The following is a 21,304-nucleotide window of genomic DNA, read 5'->3' as shown; positions in this document are numbered from 1 at the left end:
CTTTCAATGAAAAAAATACCGTCTCCTCTGGAAGGGTGACGGTATTTTTTATCGCTATTTTTCCGAAATGAAAGACTCAATCAATGCTAAAGGTAGCTGAAATTGATTTTTATCAATTGTAATCACAGAGTCTAGTTCTTCCTGCTCTGCTGCCGTTTCTTTATAAGCATTTATCTCCCGGTTTAGACGCTCCATTTTTTGATCAAGCTGTGTCGCAACGGTCGCAGCATCCTTAAGTTCTTGGCGTAATCTTTTAGGAATTTCTTTATTATATTTATAATAGATTTTATGTTCTAAACTTGCCCAAAAGTCCATCGCAATGGTACGGATTTGAACCTCTACACTTACCAATTCTTCACGATCTGACATGAAAATAGGGATTTCCAAAATCATGTGAAGACTTTGATATCCATTAGGCTTTGGATTTTTGATGTAATCTTTATATTCAACAACATGAATATCTTTTTGGTTTGCAAGCAGCTTGCTCACTTCATAAATGTCTGAAATGAATGAAACGTTAATTCTAATTCCTGCAATGTCTCTAATATTTTCCTTAATAGAATCAAGAGATAAAGGACATTCTTTTTTTATCACTTTTTTAAAGATACTTTCTGGTGATTTTAAGCGGGATTTTACATGCTCAATTGGATTATAGTCATGTATATATGTGAATTCATCCTTCAAAATATTAATTTTCGTATTTATTTCATCTAAAGCAAATTGATAGGCCATCATAAATCGTGTTAATTCTATTTTTACTTTTTTTAGGTCTTGTAGATTAAATTGTTCTGTACTCATTATTTTACCTCTCTCGATGTAGTAGGTGATATTATTTATTCTCTTCATTCACACTTAATTTAAAAACAGTATCTACTTTATTATACCTTAGAATCTCCAATAATTGTTCCGCAAGATAGGTGGAGCTATATTTAAACCCATCTTTAATCCACTCGGTGATCATACCTAATATGGCATAGGAGTGATACGTAACCTGCAGTTCGCGGTTCACATTAGAATCCGGTAACAGAGCTTGTAAATCTTGAAGTGCCAAATCATTTAACACGTCACAAACTCGGGTTTGAAATCCGGAAAGAACATTGGATTTTAACATTAAGCTATAAAATTCTTTATTCTTTTCTACGTGTTCAAAAATTTTTATAGAAGCAACCGTTAAGTTTTCTATTTCGAAGGTTTCTTTGTCTTTATATGGCTCGCGGAATGAGTATTTTAAATCCGCAATCACATCTTCCATAATATCATCAAGTAAATCCTCTTTATATTGGTAATGTTTATAAAAAGTCCCTCTATTTAAATCTGCACCCTCTACAATGTCTTTAATCGTAATTTCCTTTAATGCCTTTTGCTGCATAAGTGATAGTAATGATTTTTTTAAAGCTTGTTGAGATTTGAGGATTCTCCGATCAATAGAGCTATTTTTCTCATACATACATAATGCCTCCAATTGTTCAATTTAACATCAATAGTAAACAAATGATAGGGGATGTGTTGGATAACAAACAATCCGGGGGTTGTTTGCTGATTGAATGCTTAATGAATTCATCTTACTATAAAAGAGTAGAGATAATAAACAAATGTTGTTTATTTTGTTTATTTTGATATAAGAACGATGACAATGAGGAGGAGAAAATATGAAACTTAATAACAAAGTAACAGTAGTCACTGGAGCAGCCTCTGGTATGGGGAAGGAAATCGCTGTACTTTACGCGAAAGAGGGAGCTAAAGTAGTCGTTTCAGATATTAATGACCAAGCAGCAAATGCAACTGTTGAGGAGATAAAATCTGCAGGAGGAGAAGCAATTGCTGTATCAGCAAATGTGGCAAAAGAAGAGGATATTCAAAACCTGATTCATACAACTGTACAAACATATGGTACTGTAGATGTACTTGTCAACAATGCAGGCATCATGGATAATTTTGAGCCCGCTGGTGATATTGATGATGAAAAATGGGAAAGAGTTTTTTCAATAAATACGAACAGTGTTATGAGAAGTACGCGCAAAGTGTTGCCCATTTTTTTAGAGAAACAAAAGGGAGTTATTATTAATATTGCCTCAGCAGGAGGTTTAAACGGTGCACGTGCCGGAGCTGCCTATACTGCATCTAAACATGCTGTTGTTGGATTTACCAAAAACACTGGATATATGTATGCTGGACAAGGTATTCGTTGTAATGCAATTGCTCCTGGTGGAGTCGAAACGAATATTTCAGCATCAATGACTGGAGTTAATCAATTTGGGATGGGACGTATTCAACCGGGATTAGGGATAAATCCCAGAGTAGGAAAACCTGAGGAAATTGCAAAGGTTGCTTTATTCTTGGCAACAGAAGAATCAAGTTTTGTTAATGGTACAGTTATTACAGCGGATGCTGGCTGGACTGCATATTAATAGAGAAACCCAAAATTAAAAGTGTAGAAGGTCCATGTTTTGAATACGGACCTTCTACACTTTTTGTTTACTCACCGATAAAATTATTAAACACAAGCTACTGTTTTACAATATGATATAATGCCCCAGCGGCATGGTGAATCTTTCTTTCAAAAATCATGTTAAAAAATCCCTTCTATTTTTAACACGTAGCAGGTGTTTTGAAACAGAAGGGATGCAGTCATATTATATTTTGTTGAGCTTGCCTATTTTAATAAATCCTGCTTTATATAAAGCTTGCAAGATAATAATGAGAGCAGGACCAATGATCAACCCTATGAATCCTATTAATTCAAATCCGATATACATACTTATCAAAGCCGAAAGTGCACTGATTCCTATGCTGGCTCCAAGGATTTTAGGCTCTATTACTCTCCGGACAATCGTAATAACGGCGAAAAGGATAATTAACCCGATTCCGAGATGTGTGCTGCCAAACACAAAGTTGTAGATTGCCCAAGGAACCAGGAAGGAACCTGCCCCTAAGATAGGCAGTATATCAACTAAAACAACGCATAGTGATAAAACAAGTGCATATTCTACTTTTAAAATAAGAAGCCCTACAAAAGACAAAATAAATGTAATGAAACAGAAGATAATTTGTGCTTTAAAAAAGCCGATAAATGCTTTTAACAATTGACTAACAACCAAATCGATTTTTTCTCTAGTCGAATCAGAAAAAATACTCAGCACTCTGATCTTAATTTTTGGCAAGTCAAGGCAAAATAGAAACATGGCTACTAAATAAATAATCGTGTGTACTAAGATTAATGGAATAGATGCAATAAAATCAAATAGGTTCTTCGTAATGGAAGTAGCTAATCCTAATACAAAGTCTTTAAGTGATTCTATCCCTTGCTGGATGGTTGAAAGATATTCATTAGGGATTTGGATATAATATCCCTGGAAGTGCTTGAATAACTCTTGTGCTTCATCTGCGAAAAGATAATAATAATCAGGAAAGTTTTTCGTCACATCTAACAATTGAACAACGAGTGTAGTTATGATCCAGTAGCCGCTTAATCCAAAAATTAAAAGAAACAGGATAAAAACAATCGTTACACTTAGCTGCCGTTTTATTTTTAATGAACGCATGCCAACCTGTACAGCAGGTTCTAATAATATAGCTGTTAATAGTGCTAAAATAATGGGAATACAGTATGGAATCAAAAATATGATGATACCTATCGTTACGGTAAGAAAAATTATTTTTTTATATGACATTGGGCACCTCAAAATTGTGAAAAATCAAACATATTATATCTTTATTATATACTGTGGAGCCAATTTCTCCTATATGTTAATATGAATAAAATAAATTATATTATTCTACCAAAAAGAAAACGTGGACTATGTAGTCATTATACCATGTTGTTGACCAGTTAATGATATTGTTTACATGCCGGTATACAGGTGATGAAAAATATTTGGGAAAATTAGACTAACAGCAAGACCTTTACTTTATGATGAAAATCTAATAGAATAATTGAATGACTTTGATTTGAAATTGAACAAGAGGTGAAATAATGAGGAAGTTTTTTAATAACATCCAAAATAATTATATGAGCCTTTTCTTTTTAGCTGTTTTATTATTATGGATAAAAACATATTTCGTTCAACATAATGAATTTAATTTAGGCTTAGAAAATGGCTTACAAGAGTTTCTATTATTTTTCAATCCGTTAGGATCAGCACTATTGTTCCTTGGGTTATCTTTATTATCAAGAAAAAGAAAATTGTTATGGTTAATTGTGTTTGACTTTTTAATGAGCTTTTTATTGTTTGCCAATGTTGTGTACTACAGATTCTTTAGTGATTTTATTACACTGCCAACATTGACTCAAACGCAAAACTTTGGGGATGTAAGTACTAGTGTGACTTCACTATTGCATTCAACCGATATTCTGATTTTCCTTGATCCGGTTATTATACTTGTGTTAGGAATTTTATTCCGACGTCAAAACAAACAAGTACAGGTCATTAAACTTAGAAAAGTAGGGACTGTTTTATTAGCAGCAATACTTATTATGAGCATTAACCTTGGACTTGCTGAAAAAGATCGTCCTCAGCTATTAACAAGAACATTTGACCGAAATTATATCGTTAAGTATTTAGGTATGTACAATTATACGATTTATGATGCTGTACAAAGTACAAGAGCATCTGCTAAACGTGCAATGGCGGATAGTAATGATATTACAGAAGTGCTTAACTATACTCGTTCTAATTATGCAAGCCCAAATCCTGAATATTTTGGTGCTGCAAAAGGAATGAATGTCGTTTATCTTCACTTAGAATCGATTCAGAATTTTATTATCGATTATAAGTTAAATGGAGAGGAAGTAACACCGTTTTTGAATTCTTTAACAAAGGATTCTAACACATTGTATTTCGATAACTTTTTCCATCAAACAGCACAAGGAAAAACAGCTGATGCTGAATTTATGTTAGAAAACTCGTTGTTTGGGCTTCCACAAGGATCTGCTTTCTCAACAAAAGGTTTAAATACGTATCAATCTGCACCAGCTATTTTAGGTCAAGAAGGATACACGTCAGCTGTATTCCACGGTAATAAAGGTTCCTTCTGGAATCGTGACGAAATTTATAAATCATTTGGTTATGATTATTTCTTTGACTCTAGTTATTATGATTTAAATCCAGAAGATCTTGCTGAATACGGGTTAATGGATAAGCCGTTCTTCCAGCAATCAGAACCATTACTTGAAACATTACCACAGCCGTTTTATACAAAATTTATTACAGTAACAAATCATTATCCTTATAAAATGAATCAGGAATTAGCAACAATTGAACCTCATACGACTGGAGATATGTCTGTTGATAATTACTTCCAGACAGCACGTTATGCTGATGAGGCATTAAAGGAATTCTTTGATTATCTAAAAGAATCCGGGTTAGATAAAAATACAATTGTTGTTATGTATGGTGACCATTACGGTATTTCAGAAAATCATAATAAAGCAATGTCTAAAGTTCTAGGTAAAGAAGTTGGACAATTTGAAAGTACAGGTCTTCAAAGAGTCCCATTATTTATTCATGCACCTGGTCTTGAAGGCGGAACAATGCACCAATATGGCGGTCAAATTGATCTTCTTCCAACATTATTGCATTTACTAGGTGTTGATACTAAACAGTATGTGCAATTTGGAACAGATTTATTATCTGAAGAACATGATGAGCTGGTTCCATTTAGAAATGGTGACTTTGTCAGTCCGGAAGTAGTATACACTGGTGGTAAATACTTTGATTCAGCAACTGGAACTGAAATAGATGCAACAGAAGAAGCGCTAAAGCAAAAAGAAATTGCTGAAATGAAATTAAGTTACTCTGACAAGCTTGTGGAAGGAGATCTTTTACGCTTCTACACACCACAAAATTTCACTCCTGTAGACCGTTCAAAGTATGACTACAGTGAAAAGAAATCAATTATTGAAAAGAGTAATACTGAGACAGAAGCAGAAAATGCAGAAGCTCAAACTGAAAAAGAAAATGCAACTGAAACTAAATAATGATATGAAAGCTGTTGAGTTTATGAACTCAGCAGCTTTTTTTGTTTTTGTAAATGATTTAATGTGAGTAAAGTACAAAAGGGATTTACTCTTTGAGGGAAAAGTCGTTCATAGGGGGAATGAAAGACAAAGGTCATCCGTCACAGAAGAGAAAAGTCCTTCATAGGGGGAATGAAAGACAAAAGTCATCTGTCACAGAAGAGAAAAGTCCTTCATAGGGGGAATGAAAGACAATAGTCATATGTCACAGAAGAGAAAAGTCCTTCATAGAGGCAATGAAAGACAAATGCCGCTACCTACAGCAACAAAAAGTCCGTCACTAATTCTAATAAATCATTTTTGAAATCTCCTAAAAAAACTAAGATATCTAATTAAAATAAAAACAAATCAAAAAAAACAAATAAAAACGGGTGATATTTTGTGGGTTTAGTAGTATAATCAATAAAAAAGATTGCTCCAAAAATGAATGGAGGGAATTAGGAAATGAAAGTATCCTTATTTATTACATGCTTAGCAGATGTGTTTTATTCGAATGTTGGAAAACACACTGTGGAGCTTTTAGAAAAGCTTGGTTGTGAAGTTGATTTTCCAGAACAGCAAACCTGCTGTGGACAACCTGCTTTTAATAGCGGATATCATAAAGAAACAAAAGAAGTGGCAAAACACATGATTCGTACGTTTGAGAATTCAGATTATGTTGTAGGTCCATCCGGTTCATGTGTAGCGATGCTACATGAATACGGTCATCTATTTGAAAATGAGCCAGTGTGGAAAGAAAAAGCGGAAAAATTAGCAAAAAAATCATTTGAATTAACTCAGTTTATTGTCGAAGTACTAAAAGTAGAAAACGTGAATGCTAGTTTACCGGCTTGTGCCACTTATCATAAATCCTGTCACATGACACGCTTACTAGGTGTAAAGGACTCACCCGGCAAGCTATTAGATAATGTTGATGGCTTAGAGGTAAAGCCGCTTCCTAATAGTCATGATTGCTGTGGATTTGGTGGAACTTTTTCAGTCAAAATGGTTCCTATTTCAGAGCAAATGGTAGATGAAAAGGTGAGACATATAGAAGAAACAGGTGCAGAAGTATTAATTGGCGCTGATTGCGGCTGCTTAATGAACATCGGTGGAAGAATTAACCGAAAAGGAAAGCCAATTAAAGTCATTCATATAGCAGAAGTATTGAACAGCGAGGTGAAGTGAAATGGCGATGAAAATTAGTGATGAAAAGTTTTTTGATCGTGTTGATAAAGGTGTAAACAATTCCTTTATGAGAAATGCGGTTGCATCTGCTCAAGAGAGAATGCAGGGAAAACGGCTGTTGGCAACAGAAGAGCTGGGGAATTGGGAAGAATGGAGAAAGCTTGGTGAAGAAATCAGATCACATACGCTTCAACACCTTGACTACTATTTGGAACAGTTAAGTGAAAATGTAAAAAAACGTGGTGGCCATGTATTTTTTGCTTCAACAAAAGAAGAGGCAAATGAGTACATCACAAAAGTAGCAAAAGAAAAACAAGCGAAGAAAGTCGTAAAGTCAAAATCAATGGTAACAGAAGAAATCCACTTAAATAGTGCGCTTGAAAATGCGGGCTGTGAAGTAGTAGAAACGGATTTAGGTGAATATATTCTTCAGCTTGATGATCATGATCCACCATCACATATCGTTGTTCCGGCTCTTCATAAAAACAAAGAGCAAATTCGTGACACATTCAAAGAAAAAAGAGGCTATGATAAGTCGGAAATTCCTGAAGAGCTTGCTCTTTTTGCTAGAGAGCAATTAAGGCAAGAATTCTTAAGTGCAGATCTTGGAATTACAGGATGTAACTTTGCTGTTGCGGAATCTGGTTCTATAAGTCTAGTCACAAATGAAGGAAATGCCGGACTTGTAACCGCTTTACCGAAAACACAAATTACTGTTATGGGAATGGAGCGGATCGTTCCAACATGGGAAGAGCTAGATATAATGGTAAGTTTACTGTGCAGAAGCTCTGTTGGACAAAAACTAACTAGCTATATTACAGGATTAACTGGACCAAAAGACGAGGGTGACGTTGATGGACCTGAAGAATTCCATTTGGTTATTGTTGATAACGGACGTTCAAATATACTGGGAACTGAATTTCAAAGTGCCCTTCATTGTATTCGTTGTGCAGCTTGTGTCAATGTATGTCCAGTATATCGACATGTTGGTGGACATTCTTATGGCTCAATCTATGCGGGACCAATTGGTGCAGTGTTATCACCGTTGCTTGGAGGTTATGAAGATTATAAGGAGCTCCCTTATGCATCATCATTATGTGCAGCATGTACAGATGTCTGCCCAGTAAAAATACCTCTTCATGAACTTTTAATTAAACATCGAAGAAAAATTGTTGAAGATGAAAAGAAATCACCATTTGGTGAAAAGCTTGCGATGAAAGGGTTCCAACTAGCAGCAAGTTCACCAAGTCTATATAAAACAGGGACAAAATCAGCTTCATCTGTCATGGCGCCATTTACAAAAGAAAACAGCATTCAAAAAGGACCAGGTCCTATGAAGCCATGGACAGATGTACGTGATTTCCCGGCACCAAGTAAAGAAAGATTTAGAGACTGGTATAAAAAGAGAGAAAAAGGAGGGGAATAAAAAGATGGCAGCAGGACAAATCATAAATCGCGATTCATTTCTCAATACAGTAGCTGAAAAATTAGGAAGAGATAGAGTGAAAACCGTTACAAAACCACAATGGACGACAACCACTCAATATGATGTGTTAAAAGATGCCACACAGGATGAATTGGTCGAGGTTCTGAAAAAACATTGTGAAGTTATTCATACCCAATTTATTGAGACGAATTCTGAGCAACTTTCCCAAAAAATCCGGGAAGTGTTTGCGCAATACGAAGTTGGAAGTATTGTGACATGGAAGGATGAACGTCACCAACAGTTTGGATTAGAAAAAGATCTATTAGATAAGCTCCCTGAAGAGAATATTGAAGTCCACATTTGGAATCCGGCTCTTAAAGAGAAAAACTTAGAAGCGGCAGAAAAAGCAGATGTGGGGATCACTTTTAGTGATATCACTCTTGCAGAATCTGGAACAGTTGTGTTATTCAGTAGTGAAAACAAAGGGAGATCCGTTAGCTTATTACCAAAAACCTATATTGCGATTGTACCTAAAAGTACACTTGTGCCTAGAATGACACAAGCTACTGCTTTCATTAACAAACAAGTCCAAGAAGGAAAAAACATTTCTTCCTGTATTGATTTTATTACAGGACCAAGTAATAGCGCTGATATTGAATTGAACCTCATTGTAGGGGTTCACGGTCCAATAAAAGCAACGTATATTCTTGTGGAAGATAAATAAATTCAAAAATAAACAAAAAATATATTCAAAAATAAACAAACATAGTATATAATTAAAAACAGATAATCAAACAAAAACAGATATAAACACAATAGAGGAGGAAACAAAGTGGTACAAAGTTTATGGAATAAAGAAAAAGCAGCTTCATTGTCTCAAGGTGTAGAAGAGCTAGTTTATCGCTCAAACTTAATTGGTTCAGATCGTGCGGTTTGTAACTGGGGTGGCGGAAATACATCAATGAAAACGATTGAAAAAGACTTCCGTGGCCGTGACGTTGAGGTTATGTACGTTAAAGGTAGTGGATCAGATTTAGCAACAATGAAAGCTCACAATTTCACTGGTCTAAGAATGGAAGATATTCGACCATTAATCGAACGTGACGAAATGTCAGATGAAGATATGGTAGCATACCTTGCACACTGCATGATCGATAGCAAACACCCACGCGCATCAATCGAAACTCTATTACATGCGTTCTTACCATTCAAGCATGTTGACCATACACACCCAGATGCAATCATTGGTCTTTGTTGTGCAGACAATGGTCGCCAAATTGCTGAAGAAATCTACGGAGATCGTTTTGTCTGGGTACCTTATGTTCGCCCAGGATTCACACTTTCTAAAATGATCGCAGAAGGTGTTAAAAACAATCCAAACGCAGAATTAGTATTAATGGAAAAACACGGTCTTGTTGTTTGGGGAGAAACTGCTGAAGAAAGCTATGAAAAAACAATTTCTGTTATTAATGAAGCAGAACAATATATCCAAGCTAAATTGGTAGAAGAAAATGTATTTGGAGGACAAAAATACGAAGCACTTTCTGAAGAAGATCGTAAAAGCGCTTTAGCGCAAGTAATGCCAGTGATTCGCGGTGCAGTTAGTGAAGAAAAGAAAATGCTATTAACATATGATGATGCGGAAGATGTGCTGCAATTTGTAAACAGCCAAAATGCTCCAGAATTATCACAAGTTGGAGCAGCATGTCCAGATCATTTAGTTCACACAAAAATGACACCACTATTCATTAACTGGAACCCTCAAGAACAAGATATTACTAGCTTAATTGAAAAAGTAAAATCAGGAATCGAAGCCTTTAAAGAAGAGTACAAAGCATACTTCGAACGAAACAAAAACGAAGGTGACCAAATTTCTGAAACAGCTCCACGTGTTATTTTAATTCCTGGTATCGGAATGGTGAACACTGGTAAAAACGTAGCGATGGCTAACGTTAGTGGTGCTTTATACCACCGTGCAATCGCGGTTATGAAACGTTCTACAACTCTAGGAAAATTTGTTTCATTAAATGAAAATGAATCATTTAATGTAGAATACTGGCCATTGGAGCTTTATAAATTATCTCTAGCTCCTGCAGAAGCTGAATTCTCAAGACAAGTTGCATTCGTAACAGGTGGCGCTGGTGGTATCGGTAGCGAAACTTGCCGTCAATTTGTTGCAGAAGGTGCACATGTAGTAATTGCTGACCTTAACCTAGAAGGTGCTGAAAAGGTAGCAGCAGAAATCAACGAGAAATATGGAGAGGGTCGTGCATTCGCAGTAAAAATGGATGTAACAAGTGAAGAAGCTGTTCAAGAAGCATTCAAACAAACTGCTTTAACTTACGGTGGCGTTGATATTATCGTAAACAATGCAGGTTTGGCAACTTCAAGCCCGTTTGATGAAACATCTTTAAAAGAGTGGAACCTAAATATGAACGTTCTTGGTACAGGTTACTTCCTAGTTGCCCGTGAAGCGTTCAAACAAATGAAATCACAAGGTACTGGTGGAAACATGGTATTCATCGGTTCGAAAAACTCTGTATATGCAGGTAAAAATGCAGCAGCATACAGCTCAGTTAAAGCAATGGAAACACACCTTGCAAGATGTATTGCAGCAGAAGGTGGAGAATTCGGAATCCGTGTAAACTCAGTTCTTCCAGATGCAGTGCTTCAAGGTTCAGCAATTTGGGGATCAAGCTGGAGAGAAGAGCGTGCCGCAGCATACGGAATTCACCCAGATCAATTAGAAGATCACTATCGTAAACGAACTACATTACTAGTAAATATCTATCCAAAAGATATTGCACAATCTATTTTATTCTTTGCATCATCAAAATCAGATCGTACTACAGGTTGTATGTTAACTGTAGATGGTGGAGTTCCAGCAGCGTTTACTAGATAATAAAGACTAAACAAGGTGTAACAGAATAAAGTTTCTATTACACCTTGTTTTTTATATTATTAGGACTTGGAAATAAGCCAAGTTTTTGTTGCAACTGTTTTGAAAGCGCATTAGTATAAAACACGATGCGTTTAAACGTATACTCTTGTATAATAATATATCTAGAGCCTACAAGCATAAGAGCTGTCTCTTTTAGCACGTAAGCTCAGACCTCATTATAAAAAGAAGTAACAGGAGGTATTGATCAATGCTTGTAGTAGAAAGACATAAAAAAATCGTTGAAGTTGTAAATGAGAAGTTAAGTGTTCGTGTAACAGAGTTAAGTAAGATTTTCCAAGTAACGGAAGAGACAATTCGACGTGATTTAGAGAAACTTGAAAAAGAAAACTTGTTACGCCGTAGTCATGGTGGAGCTGTTAGTATAAAAGACGAGCAAACTGAAGTATCGTATGCTGAACGGGAAATCACAAATGCTTCGGAAAAAAGATCCATTGCAATTGAAGCAGTGAAACTTATTCAGCCAGGTGATCAGATCGTACTTGATGCGAGTACAACAGCATGGTATATGGCAAAGGAAATGCCTGATCTGCCCTTAACTGTTTTAACAAATTCAATTAAGGTAGCGATAGAGCTTAGTAAAAAAGAACAGGTAAAAGTGATCTCAACTGGTGGGATGCTCCAACCGAAGTCTCTTTCCTATGTTGGTCCATTAGCCGAAAGGTCACTTAATATGTACCATGTGAACAAAGCTTTCTTATCATGTAAAGGGGTACATGTTGACGCTGGTTTAAGCGATTCAAATGAATGGCAGGCTTTATTAAAAAGACAAATGATGTCGATTGCAGACAAAACAATACTGATGGCTGATTCTACAAAATTTGGTGTAAGAACATTTGCTCAAATTACGGACATTCAGCGAATTGGTCACGTCATTACAGATGATCACATTGATGAATCATTTTGCAGAGCACTGGAAGAAAAAGGTGTACAAGTAAAAACTGTCGAGATAAGGTGAGTCTTCGGTCAAAAGATTACGCCTATTTAAAAATGGGATAACTGGATAAAACGGGGTAGTGGAGGCTATTCCGTTTTTTGCTAGAAAAAAGAGGGATCTAAATGAGTGCAAATCTTTTACATGAACTATTACAACTAAATGATGAAGAAAAATTAATGCTTCAGCAAAAAAAAGAAGTTCAGAAGGAGCTTTATACTAGCCAGGAACCCTTCATTGTTGAAGGAGAGAGATTTTTAAATCAAAACAAAATGATTATGGTACGGAAACACACTAGATTTGTTCACTTTCCGAAGCATAAGCACAATTATATAGAAGTGAATTATGTTTTTAATGGTTCTCTTACCCAAACCGTTGGAAATGAACGAATGGAATTAAAAAAGGGAGATCTTTTATTTCTAAATCAACATATAGAACATGAACTTGAAGCGTGCAATGAAGAAGATATTATTATTAACTTTATTATTAAACCCGAATTCTTTACTTTTATTTTTTCTTACTTAACGACGGAAAATTTGATTTCGAACTTTTTGATTAGCAGCCTATTCGACCAAACACAACAAGGTCAATATTTATATTTTGCTGTATCGGAAATTGACAGTGTTCAAGACCTTATTGGGAAAATTATCGTGGAAATTATGAATCCGTCAATGCTCTCAGAATCAACGATAAAATTATATATGGGTTTGCTGATGGTAGAGCTGATAAAAAATTCGGATAAGGTTCGATACAACCAGAATCTGAATAAGCACTATATTATTGTAGAGTCCCTAAAATATATTGAAGAACATTTTCGACATGCCTCTTTATATGAATTGGCAGAAATCCTAAATCAACCGCACTACACCTTAAGTAAAGAGATTAAAAAGGCAACAGCCTATACATTTAAAGAGCTTGTTCAAGCAAAAAGATTGACCATCGCAAAGGATCTGCTGGAGAATACTTCACTTTCTATTTCTTCCATTGTAGAAGAGGTAGGTTATGAAAATATTAGTTATTTTTATCGCGTTTTCAAAAGCAAATATGGATATACACCTAAGAAATTTCGAGATCAACTTTCTAACAATTAGTCATGTCACCACTGGAAATAGTAGGGGACATGACTTTTTTTGCATCCTTTTCTCATGGCAAATAAGGACAATAAAAATAATGAATTAAGATATAGGAACTTCCGGTGATATCAACTAAAATAAACATAGAAGCAAGCGTTTTCAGGAAAGAGGTGTCAAAATGAGTAGTTATAGCTTAGCTGTAGATATTGGTGCTTCAAGTGGGAGGTTAATACTTGGGCATTTAGCTAATGGGAAATTAAACTTAGATGAAATTCATCGTTTTGAAAATAAGATAGTGAAAAAAAATGAACATTTTTGCTGGGATATTGAGGCCTTATTTCAAGAAATCAAAACAGGTATAAAAAAATGCAGTGAACTAGGTATCAAACCGGATAGCATTGGAATTGATACATGGGCAGTTGATTATGTGTTACTTGATGAGCATGACAACCTCTTAACAGATGCAATTGCATACAGGGATCCAAGAACAGACGGAATGATGGAAGAGGTTTTTAAAATCATTCCAAAGGAAAAATTATACTTTGAAACCGGAATCCAATTTCAAAAATTTAATACGATTTATCAATTGTATGCGTTGAAGCAAACATCACCTGAAGTTTTACAAAAAGCAAAGTCATTCCTCATGATTCCTGAGTATTTTAATTTTTTATTAACAGGAAAAAAGGCGAATGAGTATACAAATGCAACCTCTACACAGCTTGTAAATGCATTTACGAAAAAATGGGATCATGAGCTTCTAGACAAGCTTGGAATTAACAAAGAAATGTTTCACGAGATACTACCACCTAAAACAGTGTTAGGGACACTTTCAAAAGAGCTTGTTGAAGAGTTTGGTTTTGACATGAAAGTCGTATTACCGGCGACACATGACACTGGATCAGCTGTAATCTCTGTGCCGGAAGTAGAGGACTCAATTTATATCAGCTCCGGCACATGGTCGCTAATTGGTGTTGAAAATCGCTTTCCAATTTGTGTTCCGCAAGCGCTTAAATATAACTTTACGAATGAAGGCGGGATTGATTATCGCTACCGTTTTCTTAAAAATATTATGGGCCTTTGGATGATTCAAGAAGTAAAGCGCAACTATCATGACCAATACTCTTTTGCAGAATTAGTAAAGCTGGCTGAAAGTGAACAACAGTTCCAGTCGATCGTTAATGTAGATGATGACCGTTTCCTAAAGCCTGACAATATGGTTGACGAAATCCAAAAATACTGTCAGGAAACAAAACAGCCAATTCCGCAAACACCCGGTCAAATGGCAAAATGTGTGTATGATAGTTTAGCAGAAAGCTATAAGCTGGCAATTAATGAAATAGAAGAGATTTTTGAGAAAAACTTTCCAAGAATAAATGTAATCGGCGGAGGTTGCCAAAATGAAATGCTTAACCAAATGATTGCAAATGTTACGAACAAAGAGGTTTGTGCGGGACCAATCGAAGCGACAGCTATTGGAAATATTGTGGCACAATTTATGGCATTAGGTGAGATTCATACAATTCAAGAAGCAAGAACGACAATTAAAGATTCATTTGAAGTGAAAACATACAAAAACCAATACGTGAGAGGATGATTATGATGTCAGTAAGAGAAAGCTATGAATTAGCCAAGAAGGAATATGAAAAATGGGGTATTTATGTAGATGAAGTACTTGAGCAATTAAAACAAGTTCCAATCTCAATCCACTGTTGGCAAGGTGATGATGTTGGAGGGTTTGAAGTAAATAAAGGAGAATTATCCGGAGGAATTGATGTAACAGGAAATTACCCTGGTAAAGCAAGAACACCTGAAGAATTAAGAAGCGACCTGGAAAAAGCGCTATCATTAATTCCGGGAAAACACCGTGTAAATCTTCATGCGATTTACGCTGAAACAAATGGGGAAGTAGTTGAACGTGATCAGTTAGAACCGAAACACTTCGAGAACTGGGTTAACTGGGCAAAAGAACAAGGACTTGGACTTGATTTTAATCCAACATTATTTTCACATGAAAAATCGGCTGATGGCTTAACACTATCACATCCAGACCAAGAAATCCGTGAATTCTGGATCAACCACTGCATTGCCAGCCGTAAAATCGCTGAATACTTCGGAAAAGAGTTAGGTACACCTGCTTTAACAAACGTCTGGATCCCGGATGGTTACAAAGATGTACCAAGTGACCGCTTAACGCCAAGAGTACGTTTAAAAGAGTCATTAGATAAAATCTTTGAAGTAGAAATTGATGAACAATATAATATCGATGCAGTAGAGAGTAAATTATTTGGAATTGGTTCAGAAGCATATGTGGTAGGCTCTCACGAATTTTACATGGGTTATGCCTTAAAAAATAACAAGCTTTGCTTATTAGATACAGGGCACTATCATCCAACAGAAATGGTATCCAACAAGATTTCTTCTATGCTTCTATACAGTGATAAACTAGCATTACACGTATCAAGACCAGTACGTTGGGACAGTGACCACGTTGTCACTCTTGATGACGAATTAAAAGAAATTGCACTTGAAATTGTACGAAATGACGCACTAGATAAAGTAATGATCGGTCTAGATTTCTTTGATGCAAGTATTAACCGTGTTGCTGCTTGGACAATTGGTACACGTAATATGATTAAATCTCTACTGTACGCAATGCTCGTACCAAACAATCATTTAAAACAGCTTCAAGAAGAAGGAAACTTTACAGAAAGACTAGCATTAATGGAAGAATTCAAAACATATCCATTTGGTGCAATCTGGGATTACTATTGTGAGCAAAATGGTGTTCCTGTGAAGGAAACTTGGTTAGAAGATGTTAAGAAGTATGAGAATGAAGTGCTTTCTAAGAGATAAGCGTTCTTAAATTTGAAGGTGGATATTCGCATAAAATGTCAAAAAGCACAAAAGTGATCACTCAATCACTATGTGCTTTTTGCTGTTTATATTAGTATAATTAAACATTAATCTAAAATTAATTTTCAAATAGGAGCTTTTTCTATGTTTCCTCGAATATATATCTGTTTGTTTTTTCTCATATTTATAAGCGGTTGTAGTTTTTCATCAAAATACGAGGTTATATACAACGGCGAGAAAGACCAAAAGCAGGAACAATCCGAAATAAATCATCAGGATTACACGATTGCAATCGTTCCGAAAGTAACAGGGATTCCTTATTTTAATGCAGTAGAAGAAGGTGCCGTTGAAGCTGGATATGATTTAGATGTAAATGTACTTTACTCAGGCCCATTAATTGCAGATTGGAAGCAGCAGGAATCCATTATTAATCATTACATTGAACAGAATGTAGATTTAATAGCCGTCTCTGCAAACGATCCTGAAAAGCTTGGTCCGGCCCTGAAAAAGGCAAGCCTTAAAGGGATAAGGGTCATTACATGGGATTCTGATGCAAATGAGCAATATAGAGAAATGTTTATAAATATGGTTGATCCGGAGGTTCTAGGTCGGCATATTATGGATACCCTTTCATCGCGTGTACATGAACAAGGGGATTATGCCATTGTAACGGGAGCAAGTGATGCAGCCAATTTAAATGAATGGATCGAATGGATGAAGCTGCATCAAAAAGAAAATTATCCGAATATGAGGCTCGTTGATATCGTAGAATCAAATGATGATCCAAAACAAGCATATAAGGCAGCAACAGATTTAGTGAAAAAATATCCTGATATTAAAGGGGTTATTGGTAGCTCTTCTGTGGGTCCACCTGCAGCATCACAAGCAGTACAGGATGCACATAAAGCTGGAGAAATCACTGTAGTAGGATTATCAACACCAAACTTGATGAGAGAATACATTAAAGATGGATCTTCTCAGGTTGTGACCCTGTGGAGTCCAAAGAAACTAGGTTATTTAACAGTTAGTGTGGCCAAAGAACTATTAGACGGTCAGGAGATTCAGGATAATCAATATATTTCGAATATCGGAAACATTCGGGTGAAGGAAGATACAGTCATTATGGGTCAGCCAATTGATTTTACAAAGGAGAATATCGATCAGTATGATTTCTAGAATGATGGAAGCGTTGCAACTAAAACACTTTCGCCTTAAGACAAAATTAATCATTACCTACATTCTTCTTACCGTTATTCCGATGGCTATATTAGGGTATATCACCTACTATCAAAATACAAAAGCAATAGAGGAAGAAGTAGGAGAGTATGTACCAAGGCTTTTAAAACAGGCTAATAAAAATATTGAAAATGAAATTAATGAGCTGGGAAATTTACCTAATCTCATTTACAACTCAAGTGATGTGATGGCGATCTTAAGGACAAACCCGTATGATGAGAGGTCTTCCTTACTTGAAGATCAATTTACAATAGAAAGCTTTCTTTCGAGAACGTATTTAGGGAGTAATAACAATAATATTTTAGGGGCATTTTTACTATCTAAAAATAGATCTTTCATTAGTACGCGTGTATCATATGAAGGCTTTAATTTTAGTGATCATACATTTCCATATGGGGAAGCACATGATCTTGGTGGAGATACAAAAATACTTCTGCCGAGTCAAGCTAACTTGTCCTTTGAAGGAAACCCTCCATATATGCTTCTTGTTAAGGACATTGTAGATCTTGATAATCGAAAAAATCTTGGGACATTATTTTTAGCAGTTAAATTAAATTTTATAGAAGAAATACTCGAAGATTTAGATGAAGAAGAAAAAGCAACGATGTGGCTAATGGACAGTCAAGGTCAGATTATTTACCACCCGGTTCATAACAAGATTGGTTCTTATTTCGAGGAAGTTCATGATTATCCTCTTCTTAATGGAAGCTTTCGCACAAATGATGACCAAGACAGAACACTAATCAGTATCAACCAGTCTGAGAAACAGGACTGGATTCTAGTTCACAGTATACCGATTACCTATTTAACCGAGAGAACGGATGTGGTTAAAACGGTAGCCATTATTATTTTTATTATTCTTGTGATTTTTACCACGATCATTTCGGTTGGTGTTGCTTGGAGTGTAACAAAACCAATTAATATTCTAGGAAAAATTATGAAAGATGTTGAACGCGGGAACCTTGATGTGAAAATTCCCATCCATTCTAAGGATGAAGTGGGAGTCTTAGCAACTTGTTTTCAATCAATGATTAGAAGAATAAGGGAATTGATTAAGAAAAATTATCACATTGAGTTACGGCAAAAAGATGCTGAACTATATGCACTACAGTCGCAAATCAATCCCCATTTTATGTACAACACATTAGAAACAATTGGTGCAGCAATTGAAGATGGAGAATCTGATTTAGTTGTGGATATGGTAGCTATACTGGGAAGAATGCTTAGATATTCACTAAGTAACATAGATAAAATTGTTCCAATTAAAGAGGAAATTCTCCATATTGAAGATTATTTAACCTTGCAGAAATTTCGTTTTGAGGAGAGAATCTCTTTTCAGATTCACCAAAATAAGGAACAAAAAGGGTACTTAACGCCAAAGTTTATTTTACAGCCAATAATAGAAAATTCAATAAAGTATGGAATGAAAAAGCGGAAAACCCTTCATCTTGATATTGAAGTTATTCATAAAGAGGATTCCTCAATTTTGTTTGTGATTAAAGATAATGGTCCGGGAATCGAGACTAAAAAGCTTGATGAGTTAAATCAATTATTAGAGAAAAATCCGATCATTAATAGAGATTCAGGATTTGGGATAACGAATGTCCATGCTCGAATCGTTATGATGTATGGGTCTGAATACGGCATCACAATAGAAAGCAAGGTAGACGAAGGAACTGTTGTAACGATAAGAATTCCACAGAGAATAAAAATGCAAGAAAATGGTGAGTAATCATGACTTCGATTAAAACAATTATTGTAGATGACGAAAGTAGAATACGACGTAGAATTGAAAGACTTGTTCAAGCTTGTGGGGAAGAATGGGAAATTATCAATCTATTCTCAGATGGAAAAGAAGCTTTTGAAGAAATCACAAATCAATCCATTTCGTTTGATTTACTGATAACAGATGTACAAATGCCTGAAATGGATGGTTTAACCTTAATCAGCGAATTGAAAAAAACACATTCATTTACTTCTATTATTATAAGCGGTTATGATGATTTCACTTACTTACAAACAGCTATGCGTGAAGGGGCAGTCAATTATATTTTAAAGCCTGTAGATAAACATAAATTTACTGAGCAATTGGAAGAGGTTAAAGTCAAGATTTCTGCTAAACGAATGGAACAACAAAAGTGGAGCGAAATAAATAGCAAGGCACAGCAGTTAATTTATACAAAGCAAATACAGTTATTAAGTGAAATCACCTGGAATGATGCGATGGATTTATCTGTCATTGATTGGACAAAGCAATTTCCTGATGGAGTTTATCAATTACTTTATGTCAGTGTTGACCAGAACATTTCTGCAGTAGAAAATCTAGCTTCAACTTCGAATTGGGATTTGAAAATGGAAGGAATGTTCAAACAAATTTCTCAGTTGGCTGCAATAGAAATGGATTACTGGTGGTGGAGAAGCGGAAAACTTCAATATTGGATTCTCATACGTTTTTCTGACATAAATCATGTTAAAGTTAACCAAATGATAGAACAGTACAAAGCGGGTATACAAAAAATAACTCCTTTTACAATTTCTATTGGGGTAGCTAACCCTTTTCAAGAAATTAAATTATTACCTAGTATAAAAGATCAGCTGTTAACTTTGCTTCAGTATCGGATGATACATGGGGGAAATAAGATTTATCATCAACACATGCTTGTTAATTTAACGGTTAATTCAAAGCCAAAAAATGTATCATCCATGATCTACAAACAAGTTCAACAAATATTATCATCACTTGACGGGAAAGGGGAAGACGAAACCGTTAGTGCTGTAAATCAACTGTTCAATGAATTAGAAAGCATAAGTTCCCCGACAATAATAGAAGATGCCGTTCATTACTTATGTCTTCAAGTCATTAACAAGTGGATGGAAATTGACGGCTTTGGAGAAAATGCTGAAATGCTTTCAAAAGCTCTAAAAGTCACGAAAAAGGCGGGCAATTTTACTCAGCTGAAAGACAGTATAAAGCATTGGGTAGTTGATATCAAAAGAAAAGTAGATAGTCGAAGGAAAATAGATTCAGATCCTATTCTACGCGCAAAGAATTGGATTCATGAGAACCTTGGAAAGCATATAACCATTAAAGAAATTGCCGAACACATTTATATGAGCCCGACCTATTTTAGTAACTATTTCAAAGCACAAACCGGTGAGACAATTTTAGATTATATTACAAAATGTCGTTTAGAAAAAGCAAAGGAGCTTCTCGAAACAACTGATACAAAGGTTTATGATATTTCATCAAAGCTAGGATATCAGGATACAAAATACTTTAGCCGTCTTTTCAAACAATGGTATGGTCAATCACCCTCACAATACCGTGAGTATCATTTTAAAAGAGACTAGTACATTTATGGTAATCTAGCTGTTTAAAAGCAGTCCAATTATTAGGGCTGCTTTTTATTCTTTTGAGATTTTTAATTACTAAAAGTTACTCAGAAAAGGAAGGACATTACTCTTTTAGGAAGGAGCTAGAATGTCCTTTATAAGCTAACAGAAGGACAATTTCCTTTTAGGAAGCAGCTGAAATGTCCTTCATAGGCTCTCAGAAGGACAATTTCCTTTTAAGAAGCAGCTGAAATGTCCTTCATAAGCTCGCAGAAGGACATTTCACTTTTTGGGAAGCAGTAAAATG

General features: G+C 35.4%; 16 protein-coding genes. 13 read left to right on the top strand and 3 right to left on the bottom strand.

The features are described from left to right. Nucleotides 1-54: 54 nt before the first annotated feature. Nucleotides 55-798 (bottom strand): GTP pyrophosphokinase family protein, encoded by a 744-nt coding sequence (locus tag LC095_RS19045; protein ID WP_226529660.1) that lies wholly within the window; start codon nucleotides 796-798, stop codon nucleotides 55-57. 31 nt (nucleotides 799-829) lie between these two features. After that, nucleotides 830-1,447: a TetR/AcrR family transcriptional regulator gene (locus LC095_RS19040; RefSeq protein ID WP_226529659.1), complete on the bottom strand. Its 618-nt coding sequence runs from the start codon at nucleotides 1,445-1,447 to the stop codon at nucleotides 830-832. A 202-nt stretch (nucleotides 1,448-1,649) separates the two neighbouring features. On the opposite strand from LC095_RS19040, the gene LC095_RS19035 reads away from it, so the two are divergent. Next, nucleotides 1,650-2,408 carry an SDR family oxidoreductase gene (locus LC095_RS19035; RefSeq protein WP_226529658.1) on the top strand — a complete coding sequence of 253 codons (759 nt, stop codon included), beginning with the start codon at nucleotides 1,650-1,652 and terminating at the stop codon, nucleotides 2,406-2,408. 225 nt (nucleotides 2,409-2,633) lie between these two features. Here LC095_RS19035 and ytvI read toward each other — a convergent pair whose 3' ends face one another. After that, nucleotides 2,634-3,671, bottom strand: coding sequence for a sporulation integral membrane protein YtvI (gene ytvI / locus LC095_RS19030; protein WP_226529657.1), 1,038 nt, complete (start codon nucleotides 3,669-3,671; stop codon nucleotides 2,634-2,636). 302 nt (nucleotides 3,672-3,973) lie between these two features. Here ytvI and LC095_RS19025 point away from each other — a divergent pair, with 302 nt between their 5' ends. From LC095_RS19025 to LC095_RS18970, 12 genes are all read left to right on the top strand, one after another. Then, the gene (locus LC095_RS19025) at nucleotides 3,974-5,977 is read left to right on the top strand and encodes an LTA synthase family protein (RefSeq protein WP_226529656.1); all 2,004 of its coding nucleotides are present in this window, start codon (nucleotides 3,974-3,976) and stop codon (nucleotides 5,975-5,977) included. A gap of 483 nt (nucleotides 5,978-6,460) precedes the next feature. Continuing rightward, on the top strand, nucleotides 6,461-7,183 hold the full coding sequence (locus LC095_RS19020; RefSeq protein WP_226529655.1) for a (Fe-S)-binding protein: 723 nt from the start codon (nucleotides 6,461-6,463) through the stop codon (nucleotides 7,181-7,183). Between the two features lies 1 nt (nucleotide 7,184). Next, nucleotides 7,185-8,609, top strand: a complete 1,425-nt coding sequence (locus tag LC095_RS19015; protein ID WP_226529654.1) for a LutB/LldF family L-lactate oxidation iron-sulfur protein — start codon at nucleotides 7,185-7,187, stop codon at nucleotides 8,607-8,609. A 4-nt stretch (nucleotides 8,610-8,613) separates the two neighbouring features. Beyond that, a complete protein-coding gene (locus LC095_RS19010) occupies nucleotides 8,614-9,333 on the top strand; it encodes a LutC/YkgG family protein (protein ID WP_226529653.1) in 720 nt (239 codons plus the stop codon). Nucleotides 9,334-9,441: 108 nt separating this feature from the next. Further along, the gene (locus LC095_RS19005) at nucleotides 9,442-11,511 is read left to right on the top strand and encodes a bifunctional aldolase/short-chain dehydrogenase (RefSeq protein WP_226529652.1); all 2,070 of its coding nucleotides are present in this window, start codon (nucleotides 9,442-9,444) and stop codon (nucleotides 11,509-11,511) included. Between the two features lie 247 nt (nucleotides 11,512-11,758). Then, nucleotides 11,759-12,526, top strand: a complete 768-nt coding sequence (locus tag LC095_RS19000; RefSeq protein WP_226529651.1) for a DeoR/GlpR family DNA-binding transcription regulator — start codon at nucleotides 11,759-11,761, stop codon at nucleotides 12,524-12,526. 101 nt (nucleotides 12,527-12,627) lie between these two features. Next, nucleotides 12,628-13,593, top strand: a complete 966-nt coding sequence (locus LC095_RS18995) for an AraC family transcriptional regulator (RefSeq protein ID WP_226529650.1) — start codon at nucleotides 12,628-12,630, stop codon at nucleotides 13,591-13,593. A 160-nt stretch (nucleotides 13,594-13,753) separates the two neighbouring features. Further along, nucleotides 13,754-15,169: a rhamnulokinase gene (rhaB, locus tag LC095_RS18990; RefSeq protein ID WP_226529649.1), complete on the top strand. Its 1,416-nt coding sequence runs from the start codon at nucleotides 13,754-13,756 to the stop codon at nucleotides 15,167-15,169. A gap of 5 nt (nucleotides 15,170-15,174) precedes the next feature. After that, complete coding sequence (rhaA, locus tag LC095_RS18985; protein WP_226529648.1) at nucleotides 15,175-16,428, top strand: L-rhamnose isomerase; 1,254 nt, start codon at nucleotides 15,175-15,177, stop codon at nucleotides 16,426-16,428. 144 nt (nucleotides 16,429-16,572) lie between these two features. Further along, nucleotides 16,573-17,604, top strand: coding sequence for an autoinducer 2 ABC transporter substrate-binding protein (locus LC095_RS18980; RefSeq protein WP_226529647.1), 1,032 nt, complete (start codon nucleotides 16,573-16,575; stop codon nucleotides 17,602-17,604). Continuing rightward, a complete protein-coding gene (locus tag LC095_RS18975; protein WP_226529646.1) occupies nucleotides 17,594-19,396 on the top strand; it encodes a sensor histidine kinase in 1,803 nt (600 codons plus the stop codon). Before LC095_RS18980 ends, LC095_RS18975 begins: the two co-directional genes overlap by 11 nt. A 2-nt stretch (nucleotides 19,397-19,398) precedes the next feature. Further along, nucleotides 19,399-21,015 carry a response regulator transcription factor gene (locus tag LC095_RS18970; RefSeq protein ID WP_226529645.1) on the top strand — a complete coding sequence of 539 codons (1,617 nt, stop codon included), beginning with the start codon at nucleotides 19,399-19,401 and terminating at the stop codon, nucleotides 21,013-21,015. The last annotated feature ends 289 nt before the right edge of the window (nucleotides 21,016-21,304 follow it).

The sequence above is a fragment of the Metabacillus niabensis genome (genome assembly GCF_020524345.1).
Classification (GTDB): domain Bacteria; phylum Bacillota; class Bacilli; order Bacillales; family Bacillaceae; genus Metabacillus; species Metabacillus niabensis_B.
This window is presented reverse-complemented; position numbering and strand designations above follow the sequence as displayed.